Raw genomic sequence first — 24,866 nt, forward strand, 5'->3', positions numbered from 1 at the left:
AGGCTAGATGCGATATTGTCGTTGGTTTATCGCCAATAAATATAAATTTCAGCCAATGAAAAATTAACTTGCACGGTCTCTGCGTGCATGTATAGAGTGGCTGGCGGCCGATCTCACGCCGATAGAGACACACATCAGAGAGCGGCTCGGACATCGCGCACATTCGCGCGAATGTATACGTGTACATTTTGCATCCGCAATGTTCCTCTCCCCTCCCCGGTCGCACCCCAAACGGAGACATGCATGCAAACCTCATCGCTGTATCGTTCTACACACAGAGCTAAACCTGGACTGAAAGCTCTGGCCGTTCTTTTGTTTTCTCCAACCGTTCTTTTGTTTTCCCCAACCCTGATGCTTGCGCAGGGACCGCGTCATCCTGGTCTTTATCTTCCGCCGGTCTCCAGTTACGTCGTAGCCCCAACGGAGACCGCCGTGCAGCTTCAGTTCGGTACCGTGCCACTGGCGACCGTGCAGACACAGCTTAATGCTGCGCGCGTGGCCAATCCTGATTCACCCATCGTGCTTACGCTTACCGGAACGTATTGGGTGCGCTCGGCTCCGCTGGTTCTGCCATCGAAGACCTCCGTTGTTCTTTACGGCACGATTGCCGCGTTTCCCGGCGCGACGGCGAGCAGCCTGATCTCCATCTCCGGTCAGAGTAAGGTTGCGATCGCGGGTGGTGTGCTCGAAGGGAACTTCGCGAATCTCTCCGGCATCGATGCTGAGGCTTCCACCAAGATCAATATCGACTCCGTCACCATCCGCAACACTGGGCGCGACGCCATCGTGCTCTCCGGCAATGGCAATACGGTATTTGACAGCGGGTCGGCCATCACCCGCTGCGATATCGCCGGATCAGCGGCCAACGGCATTACGGTTGAGAACATCACCCAGGCGCTCCTGCTGGACAACTTCGTTCATGCCAACAGAGGAACCGGTGTGCAGTTGAGTGCGGCTCACTCGTCCGTGACCAACAATGAGATCAGCGGAAACAGGATTGGTGTCTTTGCCGATGCCAATAACAATCTCATCTCGGATAACGATCTGAGTGATAACTCTCAGTCGGGTGTGCAACTGGCATCCATCAGCTCCGTGACCTCGATCATGCGCAATGTGATTCGCCACAACGGGGTTAGCGGGATTGATTTCGACGGTACTGGAAACTTCATCTTTGATAACGTGCTAGCCAATCAGAACGATCTCGCCGACCGCTCCTCGGCGAACTATGTTGTTGCTCATGGAACTCCGCTGAACGCGCCGGCGAGCACCTACTTCTATCCGCCCACCATCGACAACCAGCACAACGACCCCATTCTCAATGGCGTCAGTCGTGCTGACGTTACGGTCAACGGGGGCAACCTCAACGATGTGCAGACAGCCTACAACGCGGCGCTTGCGGCGAATCCAGGAAGCTATATCGTCCTGCACATGAATGGGACATTCACCATGGACGGGACCTCGCCTCTCACGCTCAGCTCTAATACGGCGGTTCTGCTTAACGGCACGATCAGTGTGACCTCGAAACCCGCTCAGGTCATCACGGCCACCAACCCTGCGTCGTTCGTCTCAATCTCCGGAGGCACGATCGATATGAACGGCCAGGGGAAGATTACGGGAATCTTGTTTCCTTCAAGCACGAATGCAAACATCGATCACGTTACGGTGATCAACGGCGGCATCCCGACGGTTCGCACCAGTGGCGGCATGATCCAGTTGCAGCGCGGAGGAGGCTACAGCATCCTGTATCGCAATACGGTCAACATGAGCGGTGGACGCTGCATCTGGACCGAACATTCGAATGCTCACTACGTGGTGATGGAAAACAAGGTGAGCAACTGCAATATGGATGGAGTCGATCTGGATGCTGCCACCTCCAACAGCTTCGCGATCGACAACAGCAACATCGACAACGTCCGCTATGGCGTCTTTATCGAGCAGTCTGATTCCTTTAACAAGATCTACGGCAACTACACGACGACCCGCGACTATGCTTCGCCGACCGGTCACGGAATCGGGGTCTACAACAATGCCACCGCCAGCTCGACACGCGCAGTGACGGATGGCAATGTTGCCTTCAGCAATGTGAACGATGTTGTCAGCAACGGTCTGCGCATCGGCTCCATTGCGACGGCGAGTGGAGGCGTTGCAGAGTCGGCGCACACCTTCTTCTTCAACAACGTCGCCACCAACAATGGCGGAAACGCCATTCTGTTCGACACGCAGTTCCCGGGAAGTGTCGAGAACTATCTCTCGCAGACGGTTCTGGCGGGGAACAAGAACAACATTAGCCAGCAGAACACCAATGGAGCGGCGCCGCCGGACTTCTTCAATCCGATGTCCGCGATCGATCTGGCGCTCAGCCGGCCGGTAACGGTCTCTTCGACGGCGACGGGCTCTGACCCGGCAAATGCCGTCGATAGCCTGGCCTTTACCGGCTGGAAGGCAGGCGGCAGTTCAGAGGAATGGCTGACGGTGGACCTGGGCAGCTCAACCAGTTTCCAACGGGTTGTCGTAAATCCATCAACGCTGTTGGGGCTCCTTCAGCCTATCCAGCTCCAGTCTTCGGATGACGGGGTGAACTTCTCCGATATCCGGAGCGTCGGGCTCCCCGGTTCTGTACGCACCTTCCTCTTCAAGGCTGTCTCCGCACGTTATCTGCGGGTGAACGTACGGAGTATTCCTGGCGTCGAGATCAATCTGCGTGAGGTCGGGGTCTATCCGCAGTAATTAATTAGGAGTGAGCGCCGGCGAGGGAAGGCGCAACCCTTCCCCCGCGGCGTTTGCGGCCACGTACAATCGAACCCGGGCATGACCACCGTTCGCTCTTACTCCAAGATCAATCTCGGCCTGCATATCGGTCCGCCTCGCCCGGACGGCTACCACCACCTGGCAACCATCTACCAGACCATCGAGCTCCACGATCTGGTGACGGTCACGGCGACTGTATCCGGAGAGACCAGCATCACCCTTCGTTGCCAACATCCTGGCGTTCCTTGTGATGAACGGAACACGGCCTATAAAGCAGTGGCCATGGCGTTGGACGCGCTGGAGACAAAGGCCGCGGTCGAGATCGCGATCGACAAGCGGCTGCCGGTACAGGGAGGCATCGGCGCCGGGTCGGCAAATGCCGCTGCCGCGATTCTGGCTCTTGAGGCCGAACTCGGCCGCCAGCTGACTGCCAACGCCCGGCTGGCTCTGGCGGGCGGGGTGGGTTCGGACGTCCCGATGTTCCTTATCGGCGGGACGATGCTCGGCATCGAACGCGGCGAGGAGACTTTTCCCTTACCGGATCTTCCTTCGTTTCATATAGTTACGGCATTTCCCGAAGTGGGCGTCTCAACGCCGCAGGCCTTCCGTGACTGGGACGCCACATTGACCCAAAATGCTGAAAACGATAGACTAATTGAGTTTCGTCGGCGTGTTGCCATGGCATTCGCCGGCCAACCTGGTGTCTCCGGCAAGGCTGGAGACCTGGCCGAGGAACCTCTTCTCGCGCTTGTCCGCACCGGGCTTGAGAACGACTTTGAAACGGTCGTCTTTCCCCAGCAGCCATCGCTGCGTGCGCTCAAATCTGCGTTAGAAGAAGGTTCTCTGTACTCGGCCCTGTCCGGCTCCGGTTCTTCTCTGTTTGGTTTGTACTGCACAGAAGAGGCCGCACAAGCCGCACAGCAGAGAGTTCGTTCGCTTGGATGTGAGGCGCGACAAACACGCACCTTGCCTCGGAGCGAGTACTGGGCCACGATGTTTATATAGGCCGCAGTAGATGGGCGATCGACTAATGGTAGGTCAAGTGCCTTTGGAGCACTTTGTCTAGGTTCGAATCCTAGTCGCCCAGCCAAAATATGCCGTATGCCAACGGGCATGCGGGAAGCGCAGTGTGCCGAACATGGCTCGCTGCATGACCAGATCGGACGGACGCAGCACCTCAAAGGGCAAACCTGCCCGGAAGGAAGCACGAAGCATGACCGACGCCACCCTCTCGCAGAGCGAACTGAACAGCATGCCATCCCCCGCGGTAAAACCCGCGGAGCGCAAGCGGGCCTCCCGCATCGCCGACGACAAGCGTTTCAAGATTTTCTGTGGTTCCGCCAACAAACCGTTGTGTGAAGAGGTATGCAAATTCCTGGGAGTCGCCATGGGCGAGACGCGCTTACAGCGCTTCTCTGATGGTGAGATTCACTTCCAGCTTCTTGAGAATGTGCGCGGCGCCGATGTCTTCCTGGTACAGCCCACCAGCTTCCCCGTCGATCAGCACCTGGTCGAGCTGCTTATCATGATCGATGCTCTGAAGCGCGCCTCTGCCGGCCGGATCACTGTGGTGATTCCGTACTACGGTTATGCCCGGCAGGACCGCAAGGATCGTCCGCGTGTGGCCATCAGCTCCAAGCTGGTTGCCGACCTGCTGCAGACCGCGGGAGCGAACCGCGCTCTGCTGGTCGACTTGCATGCGGCGCAGATTCAGGGCTTCTTCAATATCCCGGTCGATCATCTGTTCGCTTCGCCGGTTCTGGTCTCGCACTTCCGCGAGATGAACCTGCCGAACCTGACGGTGGTTTCGCCCGATGCAGGCGGCGTGGAGCGCGCCCGTTTCTTCGCGCAGAAGATCAATGCTCCGCTGGCCATCGTCGACAAGCGCCGTACCGATATCAACGTCACCGAGGTGATGAACGTGATCGGCGACGTGAAGGGCCGTACCTGCCTGGTCCTCGATGACATCATCGACACCGCCGGAACGCTGGTAAAGACGGCTGAAGCTCTTCTGGAGCAGGGGGCGGCCGAGGTCTATGCCTGCGCTTCGCATGCTGTCCTCTCGGGTCCTGCCTCTGAGCGTATCGCGGCCAGTCGTTTGAAGCAGGTGGTCGTCACCAACACCATCCCGCTGAATGAGGACGCGCAAAAGCTGGGAGACAAAATTAAGGTTCTTTCGATCGCCGGTCTGCTGGGACGCGCCATCGAGAGTATTCACATGGAGACCAGCGTCAGCTCGCTGTTCTCTTAGCAGTTTGCAGTTGCAGTTCAACTCAACCGCGGCGATGAGCCGCAAAGGGAGCGATCGGTCAGTAAGCCGACCGTGCCCGAAAGGAAAACATAATGTCAGAAGCAGTTCTCGCATCTGTTCGCGAAGGCAAGTTCAACAAGAATGCGGCTCGCCGTGTACGCGTCGCCGGTCAGATTCCGGCTGTCGTGTACGGTGCCGGACAGGAGTCGCAGGCGATTGCCGTCGATCCGAAGGTCATCACCCGCATTCTGCACTCTGAGTCCGGTCACAACACGATCTTCGATCTCACCGTCGGATCGGCTGCTCCTATCAAGGCCATGATTGTTGACTGGCAGTATGAGCCCATCAAGGGCAAGCTGCTGCACATCGACCTGAAGCGTATTGCCATGGACAAGGCTATCCGCGTCAGCGTTCCGGTCATGCTGATTGGTACGGCTACCGGCGTGAAGAACCAGGGCGGCATTCTGGACCATATCCTGCGTGAGGTCGAGGTCGAGTGCCTTCCGGGCGACATCCCCTCGCACATCGATGTGGACGTCAGCAACCTCTCACTGCACCAGGTGATCCACGTCTCCGATCTGCCGCACGCCGGCAAGGTCAAGTTCCTGGAGGACGAGGGCGCTGTTGTGGCTCACGTCACCATCGTGAAGGAAGAGGCTCCAGTGGAAGCTGTTGCCGCAGCCGAACCGGAAGTAGCCAAGAAGGGCAAGGAAGCTGCTCCTGCAGCTGACTCTGCCAAGAAGTAACTGCCTGACGGCGGCTGCCGGAGTGCATAGCCTGGCAGCCGCTGCAGGATCTGTAAGGGATTTGGAACGTGAAGCTGATTGTCGGACTTGGAAATCCAGGAATCGAATATCAGTTCACGCCGCATAATGCGGGGTTTCTGGCCATTGACCGCATCGCGGACGACGCGGGAGCGGTGGTGGCCAACCGGAGAGGAAAGGCGCTCACCGGCAGGGCGATTCTGGCAGGGCAGGAAGTTCTGCTGGCAAAGCCTGAGACCTTTATGAATCTGAGCGGGCTTTCCGTAGCTGCTCTGGTTCAGGAGCTCGGCATCGATCCGTCGAAGGACGTGATTGTGTTGTATGACGAGCTGGCGCTTCCGCTGGGCACCATCCGCATTCGCGAACGGGGCAGCGCCAACGGGCACAACGGTGTGAAGTCCATCACCGGAGTGCTTGGAACAGAAGATTGGATCCGCATCCGGATCGGGGTAGGTAAACCGCCTGCCGCCGACGGCCGCGAGATCAGGGCCGGTGGTTCGAACTACCTGCTCGCGCCCATGAAAAAGGCCGAGCTCACCGCGCTGGATGAAGTACTCGATCGCGTGAAGCTGGCGGTTGAGGCGGTGCTGACAGAAGGTGTCGGTCCCGCGATGAGCAAGTTCAATGCACCACCTAAGTAAGACAGGCAGCGGCGACGCGGTCTGGCAGTAAACGAAGCACCTAACTTCCATACCGCCTTAAACGGCGGTGCCCGGCAAAACCGGGCAGAAAGAAGAACCGAATGAATCGCACTTACGAAGTCATGTTTATCGTCCGTCCTGACGTGCAGGAAGAGGACCTGGACAAGCTGATCGAAGGCTTCTCCGGCACCGTCACCAGCAACGCTGGCGAAGTGAAGTCCGTGGAGAAGATGGGCCGCCGCCGTCTGGCGTATGTCGTCCGCAAGTTCCAGGATGGCCAGTACATTCTGATGAACGTCGCCGCCGACGGAAAGCTGATCGCCGAGCTGGAGCGCCGTCTCCGCGTTACTGAGCAGGTTATCAAGTTCATCACCGTCCGTACGGACGAGGAAGACAAGCGCCTCGCCAAGATCAAGGCGATCCGCGACACCAAGGTCAAGCGCTCGGCGCAGAGCTCTGAGGCTCCGGCGGTCGTTGCCGCTGCTGCTACTACTGCCGCCCCTGCTGCTGAGCCTGAGGCTGCTACCGCCTAAGCCAGTTTTTTGAGTACTACCGACGAAGAATGCGGTCCTGATCGCTTCCCGGCATAGCCGGTCCGGAGGTCTCCTCGCAGACCTGGGGCGACAAGCCGCCATAACCATCGAAAGGATAATCAGCAATGGCTGACGAGATTACGACAACACAAGCAGCAGCTCCCTCCGAACGTTCTTCCGAACGTCCCTCCGGCCCTCGTGGCCCACGTCCTGGCGGCCCCGGCGGCCCTGGTGGACCGGGTGGCCCTGGCGGCCGCAAGTTTTTCCGCCGCAAGAAGGTCTGCAAGTTCTGCACCGAGAAGATCGATGCCATCAGCTACCGCGATGTGCGTCTGCTGCAGGGCTTCGTTGCCGAGCGCGGAAAGATTGTTCCCCGCCGCCTGACGGGCGTGTGCACCACTCACCAGCGCAAGCTCAGCGCGGCCATCAAGCAGGCTCGTAACATCGCCCTGCTGCCGTTCGCGGCTCGCTACTAAGCAAAGAGATCAGGAGAGATTCAAATGGAAGTCATTCTGAAGGAAGATATCCTCAAGCTCGGCCACCGTGGCGACGTCGTGAAGGTTGCCGACGGCTATGGCCGTAACTATCTGCTGCCGCAGAAGCTCGCGATCGAAGCAACCGCGGCGAACAAGGCCGTCATCGAGCAGATGAAGGGCTCCGCTCTGCGCAAGTCCGCGCGTGAGAAGGGCGATGCCGAGACGCAGGCCGCCAGCCTCAACAACGCCGAGCTCGTCTTCGAGCGCAAAGTTGGCGAGGGCGACCACCTCTTCGGTTCGGTTACCTCCTCTGACATTGCACACGCTCTCGAAGCGCAGGGCTTTACCGTTGACCGCCGCAAGATCGCTCTGGACGAGCCGCTGAAGACCATCGGCGAGTTCCACGTGCCGATCAAGCTGCACCGTGAGGTTTCGGCCCACGTCAAGGTAGTCATCAAGAGCGACAAGCCGGAAGAAGTTATCTCCAGCGCCGCTCCCGCGGAAGAGCCGGAGGCGGTTGAGGCTGAGTAAGCCCTTCCCGCACAGGCAAGACACGAAGGCCGCCCGACAGGGCGGCCTTTCTGCTTGTGTTGGTGAAATAGAGCATTTTCCCTGTAGGTGTAATGTAGGGTTTCCGCATCTAGAGCATTTCTCCTAATACGGTAGCCTTGGAAAAAATCTGCGAATGCCGTTTTCTTCGCGGAAAACGGCGCAAACAGCGAAAACTCCTCTACACCATTAGGAGAAATGCTCTATGGGCGTTTTCCGCAATGAAAACGCCGCTGCACTCCTCTACCGGGATACCCAGCAACAGGGAAAATGCTTTAATCCGAACACTTCTTCCGCTTTCACGGTCTATTAGTGCAGAAGGGACAACGAATGGGTTCGCCTGCCCTGCAACTCGGAATGCACCGCGAACTTATTGCCGACTTGGTTCTGGTGCGCAAGAACGAATGGGATGCGGTCTTCTCCGGGCTTGTCCAGGAACATGCGCGGCTGCTATATCGCATCGCCTATGCGGTGGTGAGAAATCAGCAGGATGCGGAAGACGCCGTGCAGGATGTCTTTCTCAAGGCCTATCGAGCCCAGCCCAATCCGCAGGATGCACGTGCATATCTGGCGCGGGCGGCGTATCGGTCGGCTCTTGATAGGCTGCCGCGCAAGGACACCCGGGCCTTTGCTGAGCATGAGGACTTTCCCGCAGGAATGGCATCCCAGGAGGATCTCGCCGCCGGATGGAGTGAGCAGCGACGGCTACATCGCCTGATCGATGCGTTGCCTGGAGAGCTGCGTCAGCCCCTGCTGCTGACAGCGATTGAAGGCCTCACCTCGCGTGAGGTTGCTGCCATATTAGGTATTCCCGAGGGCACGGTGAGAACGCGTGCACAGCGGGCAAGGGAAGAGCTTCGGAAACGATTGGAAAGGAGGAAGGTGTGATGGAAGAACTGGACGATCTGCTTCGCCGTGAAGCGAACGCAGAGCCGCTGCATGGATTCGAAGAACGCATCCTGCATCGTGTTGCCTCGCAACGGGACCGCCGATCCTTGTGGGTGTGGGCAGTTGGAGCGGCTGCGATCTGTGCCGCGGGCATTGTGATCTGGACGGCGCGGTCTCCCAAACCGCTCGAGCAAAAGCCTGCTATCACAATCGTTCAATCGCCGGCGGAAGGCACTCTTGTGTCTTTGCCGATGAAGCCGTTGCCATCGCCATCAGCGCCTTCCCGTCATGTTCGGAAAGACCGTCCCGCGCTTGGCCCAGTTATCACCACTGCCACCGAAGAGAAGCTTCCCAAGCTCGATGTCTTTCCTTCACCTGTAGAAGACACGCCGGAACGTCGCATGCTTGCCGCCTTGTCCGATCCCCGTGTGGCCGAGGCGGCCGCCGATCTTAAACAACGGCAGGAAGAGCCGATCGAGATTGCTGAAATTCACATTGCACCATTACCCGAGGAGCCCCGATGATTCGCCGACTCAAATCTTGCACTCTTCTTCTAGTTGTTGTTCTTATGCTCTCCAGCGCCGCTTCCGCACAGGAGACAGCGGCCAAAGACGCTGCTCCATCCGGACCATCGGTGCGCCATCTGCTGAAGTTTGTCGTGAAAGAACTTGAGGGTGGGAAGGTGATCAACAGCCGTGAGTATTCGACTTATCTGGCGGGCGGTTCGAAGGAAACGGCAGGAACGTCCTCGATTCGCACCGGCAGTAAGGTGCCGATTCCTGTCAGCTACGAGCCGAAGCAGCCAAACTTTGCGCAGATAACGTACATCGATATCGGTGTGAATATCGATATCCGCGGAGACCGCGTCGAAGACGGCAAGCTTTACTGTTTCATCAAGGCTGAGATCACCAGTATCGACACCAGCGCTAGCGCTGAAAGCAGCACCTTTCCCAAGGTCGTCCGGCAGAACGTCTGGAACTCTCCTGTCTTTGCGCCGCTCGGCAAGCCAATCACACTCTTCTCGTCCGACGATGTCGCCTCGAAGCGCACCATGCAACTGGAGCTGACTGCAACCGAGGTCAAATAGCAAAAAAATGGCGGCTGCTTAATCGCAGCCGCCGTCAGGAGACCACCTCAGTTTAGAAGCGGTATTTCAATGCGAATTGAAGCTGCCGTTGCTGCGACCGGGTGCTCTGGATGAAACCGAACGATGCCGGTGAAGAAGCGCTGCGGCCCGGGTTGTTGTAGCTGGAGATATTGCCGACGTTATACGCGTCGACACGGAACTGCAGCTCGTGCGACTCGTAGATTGGGAAGGTCTTGAAGCCCGCCGCATCGATTCCGCGGAAGCCGGGCGAACGCTCCGATCCGATGCCGGCGTTACCGTAGGTTCCCAGTGCAGGTACGCCGTAGGCGCAGACGCCGTTATCAACACCCGGCGTGGTGCAGGGCGTTGCCGATGGATCATTACCCCACCAGCCGTAGAAGCCGGCGCCGGTGTTCGGAGGAAGGAAGCGTGCATTCGTCCGCTTCAGTGCGCGGTAGTGGTTGGCGCGTCCGGTCGACTGGTTCGTGCCTGCCATGTTGTTTGCCTGAATCGTGATCGGGAAGCCGGAGTACAGCGTGGCGTTGCCCGCGACCTTCCATCCGCCCACGGCCAGATCCAGCAGGCGGTTCATGTTGCGGCCGAAGTGCTGTCCGCGGCCGAAGGGCATTTCGACGACCCAGGTAGAGGTCAGGTTGTTCCGGATGTCGAATCCCGCCGGACCGTACTCCGCACGCAGGTCATAGGCATTCTGCGGATAGTTTGCTCCGCCCGAGATATTGGACGGTGCGGCATACCCCTGTGCATTGGTCAGGTTCTTCGAGTAGGTGTAGTTCAGGGTGAAGGTAACCCCGCGGCTGGCACGCTTACGGTAGATCGCTTCAGCGGCGTTGTAGTTCTGCATGCCCTCGTGATCGAACAGCGTGACCGTGCCGGTCTGTCCTGCCAGCGAGAAGTAAGGCGCTACTTCTGTCGTCGTGCCCGTGTTGGTCTGCTTCAACTGGTTGATGTTGCGCAGATTCAACAAGCGGTTTCCGATGTTGCCGACGTAGGCGAACATGACGGTCTGCGTGTTGCTGATCTGGTACTCCACGGCGAGGTCGAACGACGGCACGAATGAGGGCCGCAGGTCGTCACGCCAGATGTTGTAGTTGGTGGCAGTGTTGACTGCCGATGCATTCGCAAAGCCACTTGCGGGGTTGACGATGGTGCCTCCCGAGGTTGTTGTCGGGACGGTTGCTGTTGCTGCAGCAGTATTCACATAAGGGCGATTGGTGAGGTGGTTCACGAACTGGTTGAAGTCCATGAACGTGGTGCTGGCGAACCCTCCACGTATGACGGTGCGGTTGTTGACCTGCCAGGCAAAGCCGAAGCGCGGATCGAACTGTCCATAGAACGGGTTGTAGAGAGCACGGTTATTTCCGTTCTGACCTGCAAGACGCAATTGGCCGGTGGCGACGTCAACCTTCGCCATGCGGTTCTGCACCTCATAGAACGGAGTGTCGTACTCGTACCGCAGACCCAGGTTGAGGGTCAGCTTGTCGGTGATGCGCCAGTCGTCCTGGAAAAAGTAGGCAGAGCGCCACTGGCGTCCGCCGCGGCGTCCAAGGCTACCAACGCTGATCGAAGATCCAGAGCTGTAGCCGAGTACGAAGTCGGCATAGTCATATCCGTTCGGTTTGCCGATGCGTGGATTTCCCGTGTAGAGACCGTTGTAGTTGAAGTTGCCCAGAGCTCCGGCGGGATTTGCCTGGAAGTTGTTCTGGTACCACACCCACTGCAAGCCCGCTTTGAACAGATGCCGTCCGTGCTGGATGGACAGCGTGTCGTCGTACTCGTAGTTGTTATTCAGTGCCAGGCGTCCGCTGCCGGTCGTTCCCAGCGAGGTTGTCGGGCTGGATGCTGACTGCGTTCCGGTAAACGACTGCTGTGTGAAACCGGGGATGGTCTGCACGAATGAGGTCGCAATGCCGACCAGGCTGTCGCCTTTCGTACCGAACACGCCGGTGTAGTCGATGTTGTAGCTGTTATAGGCCATCCGCGTGAAGCCGCCGCGGAACTCATTCACGATCGCCGGGGAAAAGGTATGAGTATAGCTTGCGGCGTAGCTGGCAAACGGAAACTCTGAGATCAGCGGAAGCACTACACCCATGCCCTGGTTGTTGCTTCCAGAGCGTGCGCGGCCATAGGAGATGCGAGCAAAGACTGCGTCGTTCTCGCCGATCTTGTAATCGACCTTCAGATCGCCCTGGTCGTTACGATCGAGCGCCTTGATCGCGGTTCCGGAGTAGTTCTGATACACGCCATCAGGAGCGGTGGAGGCGCGGTTCGGCAGCGGATACAGCTCAGGATGAGCAAAGAGGTAGGCTGCTACAGGATTGTTGATCGGCAGCTTGTTGTTGGTAAACGCAGCGTAGTTGTTCTGCGAGTCGTAGAGCTGGCCGTAGGAGGTTCCGAGCAGTGAAGAGAAATCACCGCTCCTGAAGGCGGCTGGAGCCACGCTGTAGATTGGAATCGAAGAACTGGGTTTGCGGTATCCGGCATAGTCGCCGAAGAAGAACAGCCGGTCGCGTACGATGCGTCCGCCAAGAGAGGCGCCGAAGGTCTGCTGCGTGTACTTCGTTCGAGCCGTGGGTGCGCTGCCCGGCGTGACACGCTTGTTGCTCCAGGTGTTGGCGTCCTGGTTCCAGTTCTGCAGGTAGTCATAGACGCTGCCGTGGAAGCGATTGCTGCCGCTCTTCAACACCGTCAGAATCTGGCCGCCGGTGCCGAAGCCGAACTCGGCAGCGGGGCTGGTGCTCACTACAGTGACCTGTTGAATTGCGTCAGGGCTCGGGTTGTAGCCGGGCAGGCCGAAAGCGTTGGAGAAGTTGGCGCCGCTGTCGAAGAACTGAATTCCGTCCAGCGTGTAGTTGTTGGTGATCATGCGATTGCCGTTGATACTCGGCGCTGTAGCGACACTCTGCTGGCGGACACCGGAGTTGTTCGGGCTACCTGTCGCGCCATTCCACTGGTTCTGGTTGGTCAGCGCGATGCCGGGCATGAACTGCGTCAACTGGGTAAAGTTACGCCCGTTTACCGGAATGTTGTCGACTGTGGTGGCGTCCACCACGGCGTTGATGGTTCCGTTCTCCGCGTTCAGTAGCGGCACCTCGGTCGTCACCTGCACCTGCAGGGTGTCTCCAACGGTCAGACGGCCATCTACTTTGAGCTGCTGATTGGTTTCCAGAGTGAATGGACCAACCTGGTAGCGATTAAAACCCTGTGCTTCAACAACGACCTGGTACGAACCGATCTGCAGGAAGCGGATCGAGTAAACGCCTTCCTGGTTCGTGGTCGATTTGGTGGCGACATTGGTGTCGCGGTTGATGGCAGTCACTGAGGCGTTCGGAATCACGGCGCCTGACGCATCAGTCACTGTGCCTCCAATTGCACCCGAAGAAGACTGCGCAAGAGCAGTAGCGCCGGCCAGGCTGCAGCACAGCGCCAGGAAGATCAGCTTCATGCGATTCAGTAGTTGCATTCGACCCCCATAGATAAAGCCGCGCATTCCGGTGATCGATATCATCCGGCTCAGCGAAATAAACACTAAAAGTGATCGATTTCCGTTGAAGTGTGCAGCATAGACGCACGGTAACCCGTCGTTTAGTCACAAAGCAATAATTATTTGTCGACAATTTGCATTTTTTATATCGACAATTGTTTATGGGATACTCCAAAGGCCTATGAGACGAATCACTTTCCTTGCCGCATGTCTTTCGGTGTGCACCGGCTGCGCATTGGCGTACGCGACGGCCGCCGTTCCTGTCCGTTCTACGGTTGTCGCCCGCCCGCAGACACCAGTCGAGGCAAAGGCGATTGAGATGCTGCGTGAGGAGTCGGGCAGGCATAGCCGGACGTCTCTGGAGTTCGCAGAGAAACTACCTTCACGTTCCAGCAATCCCGTACTGCTCATCGCCACGCGGCAACAGGTCTCCACACTTCTTCCCGCCGATTTGCAGACCTCATGGCAACAAACTCTCTCCCGGCTTGACCCCTCATCGGCCTCGGAAGGTTATCTGGTGGCGCCGCTTCGTTGGAAGAGCATGCCATTTCTGGTGATTGCCGGGAACGATGCACGCGGCGAGCTGTTCGGTATTGGCTGGCTACTGCGTCAGCTGGCAGGCAGCGATGTGGCTGCGATCTTCACGACGAAAGCCTTCTTCACCGCACCGGAGAAGCCTGTTCGCGGCTATCAGATCGGCTATCGGATGAAGAACAACACCTACGATGCCTGGACGCTGCCGCAGTTTGAACAGCAACTGCGCGATCTGGCTGTCTTCGGCATGAACACCATGCAAGTGGTGGCTCCGGTTTCGGACGATGCCCTCACCAGTCCTCTCTATCCTGCTCCGGCACTGGAGACTGTAATCGGCCTTTCGCGTATGAGCGCGGCATACGGCCTGCGTTTCGACCTCTACTATCCTGAGCTCAGAAGAGACTACGGCCGTGCGCAGGATCAGGACGATGAGCTGAAAGACTTTGAAGCACTGGTGCGTCAACTTCCCCAGGTCGATTCGCTCCACATTCCCGGTGGTGACCCGGGCCGTACGCCTCCCGAGCTTCTCTTTCCTCTCGTAGAGCGGGAGGCCGGGATCCTTCATCGCTATCATCCTGGCGCAACCATCTGGATCTCCGGGCAAGGTTTCGATGCTCAACGTTATGAGACCTTCTATCGCCTGCTGCAGCAGAAGCCTTCATGGCTGACCGGCGTCTTCTTCGGGCCGCAGTCGCGTGACGGTCTGCCGATACAGCGCCAACGGATTCCTCGTGAGATCGCACTCGAGTTCTATCCCGATATTGCACATACGATGCACGCACAGTTTCCCGTGCCGCAGTGGGACCCGATCTTTGCACTCACCGAAGGCCGTGAGCCTATCTGTCCGCGCCCTGCGGGCTTCACAGCTATCTACCGCCACTTCGCTCCATTGCACTCCGGTTTCATGCTGTATTCCGAGGGAGTCAATGACGATGTGAACAAGTTTCTGTGGGCGCAGTGGGGCTGGTCTTCTGCGTCTTCCGCTCATCAGACACTGACGCAGTACGCTCACTACTTCCTGCATGCATCGAGTGCTCAGATGGCAGAACAGACCGCTTCTGCCATCGAAGATCTGGAACGGAACTGGAGCGGTCCACTCCTCGCCAACACGCATATTCCCGATACACTTGCGGAGCTTCGCCGCATACAGCAGCCTATGGAGAGCGGGTGGCGCTGGAAGTCGCTACTCTATCGTGCTGTCTACGATGCGTACGTCCAGCAGAAGCGCAAGCGAGAGGTGAGCGCGGAGCAAGAAGCCTATGCGGCGCTTGCGGGTTCGGGCAGCAGTGAAGAGATTGCCAACCGCGCGCGCACAGCGCTTGCGTCCAGCACACCTTCGGCGACGGAAGTTGAGCTGCACCGGGAGCTCTTCCAGCTTGCAGACGAGCTCTTTCATGAAGCAGGGTTGCAGCTCAGCGTCTCCCGTTATCAGGCATCCAACTGGGAGCGCGGCGCGAACCTCGATCGTGCTGATACACCGCTCAACGATCGTGTCTGGATCGAGTCCGAGATCGGCAAAGCGATGCAGCAGGCATCTGAACAAGAACGTATCCAGCGCCTGCATCAACTCGCGCACGCCACAAGCGTGCAGGCCGGAACACTGTATGACGACCTCGGCAATCCCTCCGCGGAACCCCATTTAGTGCGCGGTAGGGGATGGCGACAGGACCCGGAGCTCTATGAAACCGCGATCGACGGCATCGCCGACCAGACCCTGGAGCATGGATGGAAGTTCTCCTGGCTGAGCTATGCAGAGACTCTCTATGAGACGCCACTGCGGATGCACTACGATCACCTGCAAACCGGTTGCCCTTATCGTCTCCGCGTCGTCTACGCCGGCGAGGAGTATCACCTGCCCATGCGACTCATCGCAAACGGAAGTACTGAGCTGCAGCCATACCGTCTGCGCGCTACGAACCCCGAAGTTGTCGAGTACGAGCTCAACCCCGCGATTACGGCTCGCGGAAACCTGGACCTCGCATGGAATCGTCCTGGTGGAGCCGGAGGAGGCGGTCGAGGAGGCCAGATCGCTGAGGTGTGGTTGATTCCATGTGCGCAATAAATGAAAGGGCCGCCTGAGTGCGGCCCTTCGTTGCTCGTGCTGCGCCATGATCAGGCGGTCTTGCGGAGCCGATTCACCGATGCTTTGGAATCCTCACGGCGGTCTTCGCTAATCTCTTCTGCATGATGGGTAACGAAGCGCCGTTCTTCCTCGGCGCTCAGGCCAAGGTCTTCGATTGCCTGCTCTTCATCCAGATCGCTCTCCGCAACATCGACATTCGGCTGTGTCGGGATGTGGAGCGTTCTATGAATTGCCATTGCGTCCTCCTTGGGCGATATAGGACGCCCAAGGAGGACAATACGTTGTCAGATATTTGAGAGAGCTTCCAGAGCCGTTTTGGCCTTGTCGTAAAGCAACTGAGTCTCCGCCTGCTGCTTCTTTAAGCCTTCCACCACATGTGCCGGCGCTTTGCCTACAAAAGCTTCGTTGCCGAGCTGCCGGGCTGCAGCTTCCAACCCCTTGCTCAACTTTGCGATCTCTTTGGTCAGGCGTTCGGTTTCGGCGGCGACGTCGATCTGACGCTCGTAGACTACCGCTACGTCGAACTTCGGTGTGTTACGGACGTTGGCGCCGCTTAGCGCGCCTTCCATGAAATCGACCGCGTCAACACGCGCGAGGCGCGACAGCATCTCGCGGTTGGCGTCGACGAGGGCAACGACATGGTTATTGGCGAAGATGCGAATCGGTGCGAACTCCTTCTCCGGTACAGCAGCATCTTTGCGCAGGCCGCGGATGGAGACGATGAGATCCTGCAGCAGCGCCATGTTCTCTTCCGCGTCCTTATAGGAAGGGAAGTCACTCGCCTGCGGATAACGCGTCAACGCAATCGATTTGGCGTACGGCTCGTTGTCATACAACGCATGCCATACCTCTTCCGTGAGAAAGGGCATGAAAGGCGACAGTAGCCGTAGTGCCGCTTCGAAGACACCGACCAGCGAGGCCAGCGTAATCGCCGTCTCGGCATTGCCCGGGCGGTCGAAGTTCAGACGCAGCTTTACCAACTCCAGATACCAGTCGCAGAACTCGCCCCAGAAGAACTGATAGACGGCCGCTGAAGCCTCATCGAAGCGGTAGCTGTTCAGCGCTGCCTCCACTTCGGCGCTTACGACGGAGAGGCGGGCAAAGATCCAGCGTGTCTCCAGCGGAGTCTCCGCCGGAAGCACGGTCACGGGCAGGTTCTCGCCCAGACGGATCTTGTAGCCGGACTCCTTTGCTTTCTCAATCTGCATGAAGAGGAAGCGGGCCGCATTCCAGATCTTGTTGGCGAAGGCGCGATATCCCTCGGTGCGCTGCTCGTTGAAGGCGATGTCGGTTCCGGGCGAGGCCTGGCTGGCGAGCGTGTAACGCACTGCATCGGTGCCGAAGCGCTCGATGATCTCGATCGGGTTGATCACGTTGCCCTTGGTCTTCGACATCTTCTGGCGGTCGGCATCGCGCACCAGGCCGTGGATGTAGACCTCTTTGAACGGCACCGCATCTTTCAGCGTGCGCTTGCTGCCGTCGGCCATGGGGACGTCAAGCATGAAGTGGCATCCCAGCATGATCATGCGGGCGACCCAGAAGAACAGGATGTCGAAGCCGGTGACCAGCAGCTCAGTGGGATAGAAGGCTTCCAGCGCCGCACCCGCTTCAGGCCAGCCGAAGACGGTGAAGGGCAGCAGGCCTGCGGAGAACCATGTGTCCAGCACATCGGTCTCCTGCTCCAGCTCGTCGTTGCCGCAGGCCGTGCAGGCAACCGGAGTCTCTCGCGCCACCGTAATGCCGGAGCACTTCGGGCAGTGCCATGCGGGAATGCGATGTCCCCACCAGAGCTGACGCGAGATGCACCAGTCATGGATGTTGCGCATCCACTCGAAGTAGGTCTTCGCATACATTTCCGGCGTAAACCGGATGTGGCCTTCTTCCACGGCGGCAATCGCCTTGTCCGCGAGCGGCTGAATCTTGACGAACCACTGCTTCGAGAGGCGCGGTTCCACGATCGCCTTGCAGCGGTCGCAGCGGCCGATGGAGTTGGTGTGGTCCTTGATGGCGACCAGGTTCCCCTGGACTTCCAGATCGGCAACGACCTTCTCGCGCGCGGCGTAGCGGTCGAGGCCGTTGTAGGGCGAATCCGGCAGCAGGATGTGTGCGGTCTCGTCCATGATGTTCAGGTTCGGCAGATTGTGACGTTTGCCGATCTCGAAGTCATTGGGATCGTGCGCCGGCGTCACCTTTACCGCGCCGGTGCCAAACTCCGGATTCGCCCAGTCATCGGCGACCACCGGAATCTCACGGCCCACCAGCGGCAGCACCAGCATCTTGCCGATCATTGCCTTGTAGCGTTCGTCGTTCGGATTCACGGCAACGGCAACGTCGCCGAGCATCGTCTCCGGACGAGTCGTAGCAACGGTGATTGAGCCAGAGCCGTCAGCCAGGTCATAGCGGATGTGATAGATCTTGCCGGCCTGCTCCTCGTGCACCACTTCCAGGTCAGAGACGGCGGTCTGCTGCTGCGGGCACCAGTTCACGATGTACGATCCGCGATAGATCAGGCCCTGCTCGTAGAGCCGAACGAAGGCCTCTCGCACCGCGGTGGAGAGGTGTTCGTCCATGGTGAAATACTCACGCGACCAGTCGACGGAAGCGCCGAGGCGACGCATCTGTCCGGTAATGGCGCCGCCGTACTCCTGCTTCCACTGCCAGACCCGCTTCTCGAAGGCTTCGCGGCCGAGCTGTTGGCGAGTGGTGTTCTCTGACGCAAGCTGGCGTTCCACCATCATCTGGGTGGCGATGCCGGCGTGATCGGTGCCTGGAACCCAGAGAGAGCGCTCGCCCTTCATGCGGTGCCAGCGGGCCAGGATGTCCATCTCCGTCTGGTTCAGCATGTGGCCCATATGCAGGCGGCCGGTGACGTTGGGCGGCGGCAGAAGCTGGACGAACTTTTTCTCGCCCGCAGACGTACCGGAAGGAGGGGTTGGTACGTCGAACAGACGTTCTTCAATCCAGTACCGGGCCCAGCGTTCTTCAATGGATGTCGGATCGTAAGCTTTTGCGAGTTCCTGCGGCATGTCTATTTCCGGCGTGGCGCATGTTTGTGTGCACCATGAAGCGCACAGGGCCAAAGTTCAATTTTAGTACGAGCCGCCGGTGCTCACGGTAGAATCGGGTGCACCGCCAGGAGTGGATCTCATGCGTCGTCTACCGATTCTTGCTGCCGTTTCGCTACTATCCATCTCCGCTGCCGTGGCACATGCCCGCAGCTCTGAAGATCGTGCGGGAGTTGGAAACCAGATTGTTGTGGAAGAAGACCAGACCGTTGGCGATATTGCCTGTGCTTTCTGCGACGTTGTTGTGCACGGACGCGTCACCGGGGATGTCGCGATTGCCTTCGGCAAGCTGCAGGTCGATGGCGGCAAATCCATCTCAGGCGATGTGGCCGCGTTTGCTACCCCCATTACGCTGGAGGAGGGGTCCAGCATCGGGGGCGATCTTGCGACGATTGGCGGGAACTACACGGAAAAAGGCGCAACGGTCCACGGAGACCGCCTTATCTCGTCCAGCCCGCTCTGGATCCTGATTCCGCTGGCGCCGATCCTCTTCTTCGCTGGCCTGATCTGGCTGTTGATCAGCACCATTCGTAATCGGACTCCGATGCCGCCGCCTTATCCAGGGCGTTATCAGAGGATGTAGCGGCTCAGGTCTTCGTTCTTCACGATGCTGGCGACCTGCGTCTTCACGTACTCCGGTCCAATGACAATCACCTTCTCCACCGGACCGGCCTTGGTCTGACGATCCTCAACGGGAATCGCCGGCTGACCGTCTTCGATCTTCGGGCTCTTGAAGAGATCGGGAGCCTGGAAGCTGACCTCGTCCAGTACTCGCTCCATGATGGTATGCAGACGACGAGCGCCGATGTTCTCCGTCGTCTCATTGACGCGGAAGGCAAACTCCGCCATCTCGCGGAGCGACTCCGTAGTGAACTCCAGCTTTACGCCTTCGGTTTCCAGCAGTGCGGTGTATTGCTTGGTCAGTGAGGACTTGGGCTCGGTCAGGATCTTGATGAAGTCTTCCACGGTGAGCGATTGCAGCTCCACCCGGATGGGGAAGCGGCCCTGCAGCTCTGGAATCAGGTCGGAAGGCTTCGAAACATGGAAGGCGCCGGCGGCGATGAACAGGATATGGTCGGTTGAGACCATGCCGTACTTGGTGCTTACGGTGGTGCCTTCGACGATCGGCAGAATGTCGCGCTGTACGCCCTCGCGTGAGACATCAGGGCCGTGACCGCCCTCGCGTCCGGCGATCTTGTCGATCTCATCCAGAAAGACGATGCCGGAGTCTTCCACACGTTCCACTGCCTGACGGGTCACCTGGTCCAGGTCAATCAGCCGCTGCTCTTCTTCCTGCACGAGGTAATCGAAAGCTTCGGGCACCTTCATCTTGCGCTTCTTGGTGCGCGGAGCGAAGAGGCCGGGAAGCATGTCCTTCAGGTTGACGTCCATCTCTTCCTGGCCCTGGCTGGTGATGATCTCGAACGAGGGGCCATTCTTGTCGCGGACATCCAGTTCTACGGTGCGGTCATCCAGCTTGCCCTCGCGGAACTGCTGGCGGAGCTTCTCGCGCGTCTTGTGCTCGCTGGCCTGCGCCGTCTCAGCGTTGCCTTCGAGCAGCGGCTTGCCATCCTGGGTTGCCACTGGCGGTACGACGGGTGTGGGAGGAAGCAGGAGATCGAGCAGACGCTCCTCGGCATTCAGCTCGGCCTTGTCTTCGATCTCATCCAGCTTCTCCTCGCGCACCATGTCGATGGAGATCTCGACGAGATCGCGAACGATCGATTCGACGTCGCGGCCCACATAGCCGACCTCGGTGAATTTGCTGGCCTCAACCTTCAGGAAGGGCGAGTTGGTCAGCTTGGCCAGCCGGCGGGCGATCTCGGTTTTGCCTACGCCGGTGGGCCCGATCATGATGATGTTCTTAGGCATGATCTCGTCGGCAAGCTCGGGGGAGAGCTTCTGACGGCGCATGCGGTTGCGCAGGGCAATGGCGACGGCGCGCTTGGCTGCCTTCTGGCCGACGACATATTTGTCGAGTTCGGCGACGATCTCGCGGGGCGTCAGCTCGTCGAGCGCGAGAGCCTGGTCTTCGGCGGTGCCGGGGAGGTAGATGGCCATGGGAATTAGTCCTTCTTCTGGGCTTGCTTGGCGGCTTGTAGATCTTCAACGTCTGCCAGATCGCGGAGTCTGCCGCTCGCTGTCTTATTTCGTATCAAATCGTCGATCGACATATAGTTGACCATCATCGGGTCGTCTGGATCCGTCTGTCCTGGGATGCGGCTCTTCCACGCGTCGTCAAACGCCACCCCGTCGATTTGCTGGATAATGTCCACTCTGTACGGTGCTACCCCGATCTGAAATGTCGTGGTCCCGTCCTCAAATACTTCTTTCGGAATCTCTGCCATTGGAGCGCCAAACGCGCAGAGCGCTTGATAGATCGCAGTCGCATTCTGAGGTGTGGACTCTATAAAGATATCCAAATCCTTCGTGGCTCGAGGCTCCGCATGAAAGGAAATGGCATATCCTCCGACAACGAGATAACGAACGCTATGGGCGTTGAGTACGGACAAGAGTTCTCTGAAGTCTTTGTCCATCGTTGGCCAGCCCTTTCAGCCTGTAGAAACGCAAACTCAGTTCCCATGTGGCGCGCATCCGTTCCCCGCTGGAGACACTCTGCCAATAGCGATAGGTATCAGCCTTTTGTTCTTCTGGATTCGCGGCTCGAACGAGCGTCTTATCCATAGACATATTTTAAGCCTTCAGCTCTTCAATCGTGAATGTCTGGTTGGTATAGATGCAGATGTCGCCGGCGATCTTCATCGCCTTCTCGGCGATCTCGCGTGGGCCCATTTCCGTGTTCTGGTACAGCGCGCGGGCTGCGGCGAGGGCAAAGCTGCCGCCGGAGCCGATGGCACAGATGCCTTCGTCCGGATCGATCACATCGCCGGTTCCGGAGAGCAGGAAGGTCTGGTTCAGGTCCGCTACGACGAGCAGGGCTTCCAACTGGCGCAGCATCTTGTCCGTGCGCCAGTCCTTCGCCAGCTCCACCGCCGCGCGGCCGAGGTTTCCGGCGTACTGTTCCAGCTTCGACTCGAACCGGCCAAAGAGCGAAAAGGCGTCGGCGGTCGAGCCTGCAAACCCTGCCAGCACCTTGTCCTGGTACAGCCGGCGGATCTTCTTGGCCGAGTGCTTCAGCACGCTGGACCCCAGGGTGACCTGCCCGTCGGCGGCCATGACCACCTGGTTATTGCGCCGTACGCAGATGACCGTCGTCGACCGAATGCGGCCGGCGGAGAGGTCGATCGGATGCCCGATCTGGTGTCCGGTTTGGACGGAATTTCCTTTGCTTGCAGCGGTTTTGCTCACACCTTATTGTACGCCGCCGGGCAGCGCTTCCCGTCCGCCCGCCCGGGCATCAAATAAGTGTCGGGTAGTGGGAAATCCGCCAGGGCTGCACCGCCGCGATGGCATACTAGCGGCAGCAAGTCTGAGGTACTTTCGCAATGCGTTTTGCTGGGCTTCCTTTGGTTCAAACCGTGATGCACCATCCGCGGGTGGTCATCGCTATCGGCGCCGGATTCGTCGTCGCCGTGGCGGTCGCCGGATGGCTGGCGCTTCGGCGCAAGCCTTCCCCGGAGGAGTTGGAACGCCGTCGCCGACAGCTGCTGGCCGAGTCCGGGAGGCTGATCGACGGTACCATCGTGGAAGCTACCGGCCCCGAGGAGATTCCGGATGTGTTGGTTTACAAATACGAGCTTGCCGGCGTCGAATACGAAGCCGCACAGGACGTTACACCACTCCGGGACCGTATTGTCAAAGTCCGCTGGGACTTGCCCGTGAGCATTAAGTACGATCCCCGCAACCCGGGAAATAGCATCGTGCTCGCCGAAAGCTGGAGCGGCCTGCGCGGCAGCGAACGTAACTCCGCAGGAGCTCTCTGATCGATGCATGTCCACGGCAGTCCGACTGGTAAAACGCAGCGTGTGCTGCAGCTTTCTCTGCTGCTGACGGCGCTCTACGTGATCGCGACTCTGTGGTTCGGCATCCGCGCTCGATCTCTGGCGCTGGTCGGTGAGGCCGGTCACAATGCCAGCGACTTCTTCGCCATCCTGCTCAGCTTTGTGGCCGTCTACTTTCAGGCGAAGCCGGCCACGGACGAAAAGACCTTCGGTTACCAGCGCGCCGGAGTTCTGGCTGCCTTCGTCAATGGCCTCACCCTGATCGTGATTGCCATCTGGATCGGCCTTGCCGCCGTCGGACGGCTCTACCGGCCAGTCGATGTACAGCCGGGAATCATGATGACGGTCGCCGCCTTCGGCGTGGTGATGAATGGCGTCATCGCGCTGCTGTTGTGGCGCGTGGGCCGTGATCTGAATCTGCGCTCGGTCTTCCTGCATATGATGGGCGACGCTCTGTCGACGGCCGCTGTGATCGTCGGAGGTGCGGCCATTGCCTGGACCGGTCTGCGCTGGATCGATCCTGTCCTGTCGATTGGTATTGCCGCCATGATCCTGTGGTCGAGTATCGGCATTGTGCGCGAGACCCTGAACATCCTGTTGGAAGGCACGCCGCGCAATCTCTGCCTGGCCGATGTCCGCGAGGCGATGCGTGATATCCCGGGAGTACGCGATGTGCATGATCTGCACGTCTGGAGCCTGGGCTCGCAGAGTTATGCCCTGGCCAGCCACGTTACGGTTGGCGATGTACCGATGCAGGACCAGGCCGGCATCCTCGATGGCATTCGGGGCGCCTTACGCCGCAACTTCCACATCACCCATACGACGATTCAGTTCGAGATGGAGTGCTGCCCGCGCGCGGAAGAGAATTGCTGCGCACCTCCGGAAGAAGCGCACCACGAGTGCGATCATACCCACGCGCACTAGGTCGATCCGGAATCAGTAGTTTTTACGTTGTGATCCTGAACGCAGTGAAGGACCTGCTTTGTCATTTCGTAGTAGCGGAGAAATCTGCTTCTCCACGCAGACTTTTTGGTGCCGAAAGTAGTATCGCGCGTAGCGCGATGTCCATTCCTCGCTTTCAGCGAGGAATGGAAGAACAAGCAGATCCTTCGCTACGCTCAGGATGACAAAAAAAGAGGGTACCTAAATCGGCTGATAATACCGCTCTTTCGGTGCGGCGCAGGCTCGGCATAAGATCTCGCCTTCGCCTTCTCCAACTACGAAGCGGTCATAGTTGATACCTTCTCCGCATTGCGCACAAGCGACGCGCTCTCCCTTGTACCCGGGAAACTCCTTCGGCGGCAGGTACACCGAGACCCACTCCTCGCTGAACAGCTCTGCTTCCGGCATCTCGCGATAGGCCAGCATCTGCTGCGCGTTCTTCGGCTCGACGTCGGGATAGAGTTCCTTTGCCCGCTGCTTGCTGCTCTCCAGCGCGCAGACGCGAATCGCTTTGTAGCGGTCTTCACCCAAAGGCAGGGAGAGATCGGCAAAGGTTGCGGCCATCTTGCCGTAGTCCACTGGTTTGAGGGCTCGCTTGCCCAACCGGCAACCGGTGACGACACCGATCGCGTCAGTGGCGCAGCGATCGATCTCGACCCAGGTCACCAGCCGCTTGCGATCTTTGCCGCGTGGCTCGTCGATACCCAGACGGGCACAGGCCAGCATTGCCATACGCACACCGAGAATCTGCCCGGCACAAAGATGCCCGTGCGCGACCTCAGCCTCCTTGAGCAACTCATCTAGGGTCAACATGGCTTAATGGTGCCGGGTTCCACTGGCAAAATACAAGGTGGTCCTTCTGGGAGCGAGAAGTCCTTTTTTCTCCGTATCTTCGCTGGTA

General features: G+C 58.8%; 22 protein-coding genes and 1 tRNA gene. 16 read left to right on the forward strand and 7 right to left on the reverse strand.

The annotated features are described in order from the left end of the window. Positions 1-243 precede the first annotated feature (243 nt). The 12 genes from FTW19_RS05340 (at position 244) to FTW19_RS05395 (ending at position 9,937) form a co-directional block, all read left to right on the forward strand. On the forward strand, positions 244-2,727 hold the full coding sequence (locus FTW19_RS05340) for a right-handed parallel beta-helix repeat-containing protein (RefSeq protein ID WP_187143289.1): 2,484 nt from the start codon (positions 244-246) through the stop codon (positions 2,725-2,727). A gap of 81 nt (positions 2,728-2,808) precedes the next feature. Then, positions 2,809-3,753: a 4-(cytidine 5'-diphospho)-2-C-methyl-D-erythritol kinase gene (gene ispE, locus FTW19_RS05345; protein ID WP_147646676.1), complete on the forward strand. Its 945-nt coding sequence runs from the start codon at positions 2,809-2,811 to the stop codon at positions 3,751-3,753. 11 nt (positions 3,754-3,764) lie between these two features. Further along, positions 3,765-3,838: transfer RNA gene (locus tag FTW19_RS05350), tRNA-Gln, on the forward strand. 162 nt (positions 3,839-4,000) lie between these two features. After that, positions 4,001-4,999, forward strand: a complete 999-nt coding sequence (locus FTW19_RS05355; RefSeq protein WP_246153730.1) for a ribose-phosphate diphosphokinase — start codon at positions 4,001-4,003, stop codon at positions 4,997-4,999. 92 nt (positions 5,000-5,091) lie between these two features. Further along, positions 5,092-5,745, forward strand: a complete 654-nt coding sequence (locus tag FTW19_RS05360) for a 50S ribosomal protein L25 (protein WP_147646678.1) — start codon at positions 5,092-5,094, stop codon at positions 5,743-5,745. A gap of 68 nt (positions 5,746-5,813) precedes the next feature. Continuing rightward, positions 5,814-6,404, forward strand: coding sequence for an aminoacyl-tRNA hydrolase (pth, locus tag FTW19_RS05365; RefSeq protein ID WP_147646679.1), 591 nt, complete (start codon positions 5,814-5,816; stop codon positions 6,402-6,404). A gap of 101 nt (positions 6,405-6,505) precedes the next feature. After that, positions 6,506-6,937, forward strand: coding sequence for a 30S ribosomal protein S6 (rpsF, locus tag FTW19_RS05370; RefSeq protein ID WP_147646680.1), 432 nt, complete (start codon positions 6,506-6,508; stop codon positions 6,935-6,937). Between the two features lie 125 nt (positions 6,938-7,062). Further along, entirely contained in the window at positions 7,063-7,413 is a 351-nt protein-coding gene (gene rpsR, locus FTW19_RS05375) for a 30S ribosomal protein S18 (RefSeq protein WP_147646681.1), read from the forward strand. A gap of 24 nt (positions 7,414-7,437) precedes the next feature. Then, positions 7,438-7,944, forward strand: a complete 507-nt coding sequence (rplI, locus tag FTW19_RS05380; RefSeq protein ID WP_147646682.1) for a 50S ribosomal protein L9 — start codon at positions 7,438-7,440, stop codon at positions 7,942-7,944. A gap of 348 nt (positions 7,945-8,292) precedes the next feature. Further along, complete coding sequence (locus tag FTW19_RS05385) at positions 8,293-8,850, forward strand: RNA polymerase sigma factor (RefSeq protein ID WP_246153581.1); 558 nt, start codon at positions 8,293-8,295, stop codon at positions 8,848-8,850. Next, complete coding sequence (locus tag FTW19_RS05390) at positions 8,850-9,374, forward strand: hypothetical protein (RefSeq protein ID WP_147646683.1); 525 nt, start codon at positions 8,850-8,852, stop codon at positions 9,372-9,374. The genes FTW19_RS05385 and FTW19_RS05390 overlap by 1 nt, the downstream gene beginning before the upstream one ends. After that, entirely contained in the window at positions 9,371-9,937 is a 567-nt protein-coding gene (locus FTW19_RS05395) for a type II and III secretion system protein (RefSeq protein ID WP_147646684.1), read from the forward strand. Before FTW19_RS05390 ends, FTW19_RS05395 begins: the two co-directional genes overlap by 4 nt. Before the next feature lie 52 nt (positions 9,938-9,989). Here the strand turns inward: FTW19_RS05395 and FTW19_RS05400 are convergent, their stop codons facing one another. Next, entirely contained in the window at positions 9,990-13,418 is a 3,429-nt protein-coding gene (locus FTW19_RS05400; RefSeq protein WP_187143291.1) for a TonB-dependent receptor, read from the reverse strand. Between the two features lie 202 nt (positions 13,419-13,620). Between FTW19_RS05400 and FTW19_RS05405 the strand changes: the two genes are divergently transcribed. Beyond that, complete coding sequence (locus FTW19_RS05405; protein ID WP_147646686.1) at positions 13,621-16,035, forward strand: hypothetical protein; 2,415 nt, start codon at positions 13,621-13,623, stop codon at positions 16,033-16,035. Positions 16,036-16,085: 50 nt separating this feature from the next. Here FTW19_RS05405 and FTW19_RS05410 read toward each other — a convergent pair whose 3' ends face one another. Together FTW19_RS05410 and FTW19_RS05415 are read right to left on the reverse strand one after the other, a co-directional pair. Then, on the reverse strand, positions 16,086-16,292 hold the full coding sequence (locus FTW19_RS05410) for a hypothetical protein (protein ID WP_147646687.1): 207 nt from the start codon (positions 16,290-16,292) through the stop codon (positions 16,086-16,088). Between the two features lie 48 nt (positions 16,293-16,340). Then, positions 16,341-19,082 (reverse strand): valine--tRNA ligase, encoded by a 2,742-nt coding sequence (locus tag FTW19_RS05415; protein WP_147646688.1) that lies wholly within the window; start codon positions 19,080-19,082, stop codon positions 16,341-16,343. Positions 19,083-19,203: 121 nt separating this feature from the next. Here FTW19_RS05415 and FTW19_RS05420 point away from each other — a divergent pair, with 121 nt between their 5' ends. After that, the gene (locus FTW19_RS05420) at positions 19,204-19,704 is read left to right on the forward strand and encodes a polymer-forming cytoskeletal protein (RefSeq protein ID WP_147646689.1); all 501 of its coding nucleotides are present in this window, start codon (positions 19,204-19,206) and stop codon (positions 19,702-19,704) included. Here FTW19_RS05420 and hslU read toward each other — a convergent pair. The 3 genes from hslU to hslV form a co-directional block, all read right to left on the reverse strand. After that, on the reverse strand, positions 19,692-21,182 hold the full coding sequence (hslU, locus tag FTW19_RS05425; RefSeq protein WP_147646690.1) for an ATP-dependent protease ATPase subunit HslU: 1,491 nt from the start codon (positions 21,180-21,182) through the stop codon (positions 19,692-19,694). The genes FTW19_RS05420 and hslU overlap by 13 nt on opposite strands. A gap of 5 nt (positions 21,183-21,187) precedes the next feature. After that, entirely contained in the window at positions 21,188-21,658 is a 471-nt protein-coding gene (locus tag FTW19_RS05430; RefSeq protein ID WP_147646691.1) for a DUF6036 family nucleotidyltransferase, read from the reverse strand. A 157-nt stretch (positions 21,659-21,815) separates the two neighbouring features. Further along, entirely contained in the window at positions 21,816-22,430 is a 615-nt protein-coding gene (hslV, locus tag FTW19_RS05435) for an ATP-dependent protease subunit HslV (RefSeq protein ID WP_432445167.1), read from the reverse strand. Positions 22,431-22,603: 173 nt separating this feature from the next. Here hslV and FTW19_RS05440 point away from each other — a divergent pair, with 173 nt between their 5' ends. After that, positions 22,604-23,005 (forward strand): hypothetical protein, encoded by a 402-nt coding sequence (locus FTW19_RS05440; protein WP_187143293.1) that lies wholly within the window; start codon positions 22,604-22,606, stop codon positions 23,003-23,005. A 3-nt stretch (positions 23,006-23,008) separates the two neighbouring features. Continuing rightward, on the forward strand, positions 23,009-23,947 hold the full coding sequence (locus tag FTW19_RS05445; protein ID WP_147646693.1) for a cation diffusion facilitator family transporter: 939 nt from the start codon (positions 23,009-23,011) through the stop codon (positions 23,945-23,947). A gap of 219 nt (positions 23,948-24,166) precedes the next feature. On the opposite strand, the gene FTW19_RS05450 is transcribed toward FTW19_RS05445, so the two are convergent. Further along, entirely contained in the window at positions 24,167-24,778 is a 612-nt protein-coding gene (locus FTW19_RS05450; RefSeq protein ID WP_147646694.1) for an FmdE family protein, read from the reverse strand. Positions 24,779-24,866: the final 88 nt, after the last annotated feature.

The organism is Terriglobus albidus (assembly GCF_008000815.1).
Lineage (GTDB): Bacteria > Acidobacteriota > Terriglobia > Terriglobales > Acidobacteriaceae > Terriglobus > Terriglobus albidus_A.

Bases quoted from the DNA above. Each gene is read 5' to 3' on its own strand.
- FTW19_RS05390 (WP_147646683.1), top strand. From the start codon at position 8,850: ATGGAAGAACTGGACGATCTGCTTCGCCGTGAAGCGAACGCAGAGCCG.
- FTW19_RS05440 (WP_187143293.1), top strand. From the start codon at position 22,604: ATGCACCATCCGCGGGTGGTCATCGCTATCGGCGCCGGATTCGTCGTC.
- FTW19_RS05395 (WP_147646684.1), top strand. From the start codon at position 9,371: ATGATTCGCCGACTCAAATCTTGCACTCTTCTTCTAGTTGTTGTTCTT.
- FTW19_RS05340 (WP_187143289.1), top strand. From the start codon at position 244: ATGCAAACCTCATCGCTGTATCGTTCTACACACAGAGCTAAACCTGGA.
- FTW19_RS05355 (WP_246153730.1), top strand. From the start codon at position 4,001: ATGCCATCCCCCGCGGTAAAACCCGCGGAGCGCAAGCGGGCCTCCCGC.
- hslU (WP_147646690.1), bottom strand. From the start codon at position 21,182: ATGGCCATCTACCTCCCCGGCACCGCCGAAGACCAGGCTCTCGCGCTC.
- FTW19_RS05410 (WP_147646687.1), bottom strand. From the start codon at position 16,292: ATGGCAATTCATAGAACGCTCCACATCCCGACACAGCCGAATGTCGAT.
- ispE (WP_147646676.1), top strand. From the start codon at position 2,809: ATGACCACCGTTCGCTCTTACTCCAAGATCAATCTCGGCCTGCATATC.
- FTW19_RS05360 (WP_147646678.1), top strand. From the start codon at position 5,092: ATGTCAGAAGCAGTTCTCGCATCTGTTCGCGAAGGCAAGTTCAACAAG.
- rpsR (WP_147646681.1), top strand. From the start codon at position 7,063: ATGGCTGACGAGATTACGACAACACAAGCAGCAGCTCCCTCCGAACGT.
- FTW19_RS05420 (WP_147646689.1), top strand. From the start codon at position 19,204: ATGCGTCGTCTACCGATTCTTGCTGCCGTTTCGCTACTATCCATCTCC.
- FTW19_RS05415 (WP_147646688.1), bottom strand. From the start codon at position 19,082: ATGCCGCAGGAACTCGCAAAAGCTTACGATCCGACATCCATTGAAGAA.
- FTW19_RS05385 (WP_246153581.1), top strand. From the start codon at position 8,293: ATGGGTTCGCCTGCCCTGCAACTCGGAATGCACCGCGAACTTATTGCC.
- rplI (WP_147646682.1), top strand. From the start codon at position 7,438: ATGGAAGTCATTCTGAAGGAAGATATCCTCAAGCTCGGCCACCGTGGC.
- FTW19_RS05405 (WP_147646686.1), top strand. From the start codon at position 13,621: ATGAGACGAATCACTTTCCTTGCCGCATGTCTTTCGGTGTGCACCGGC.
- FTW19_RS05445 (WP_147646693.1), top strand. From the start codon at position 23,009: ATGCATGTCCACGGCAGTCCGACTGGTAAAACGCAGCGTGTGCTGCAG.
- FTW19_RS05400 (WP_187143291.1), bottom strand. From the start codon at position 13,418: ATGCAACTACTGAATCGCATGAAGCTGATCTTCCTGGCGCTGTGCTGC.
- rpsF (WP_147646680.1), top strand. From the start codon at position 6,506: ATGAATCGCACTTACGAAGTCATGTTTATCGTCCGTCCTGACGTGCAG.
- FTW19_RS05430 (WP_147646691.1), bottom strand. From the start codon at position 21,658: ATGGACAAAGACTTCAGAGAACTCTTGTCCGTACTCAACGCCCATAGC.
- FTW19_RS05450 (WP_147646694.1), bottom strand. From the start codon at position 24,778: ATGTTGACCCTAGATGAGTTGCTCAAGGAGGCTGAGGTCGCGCACGGG.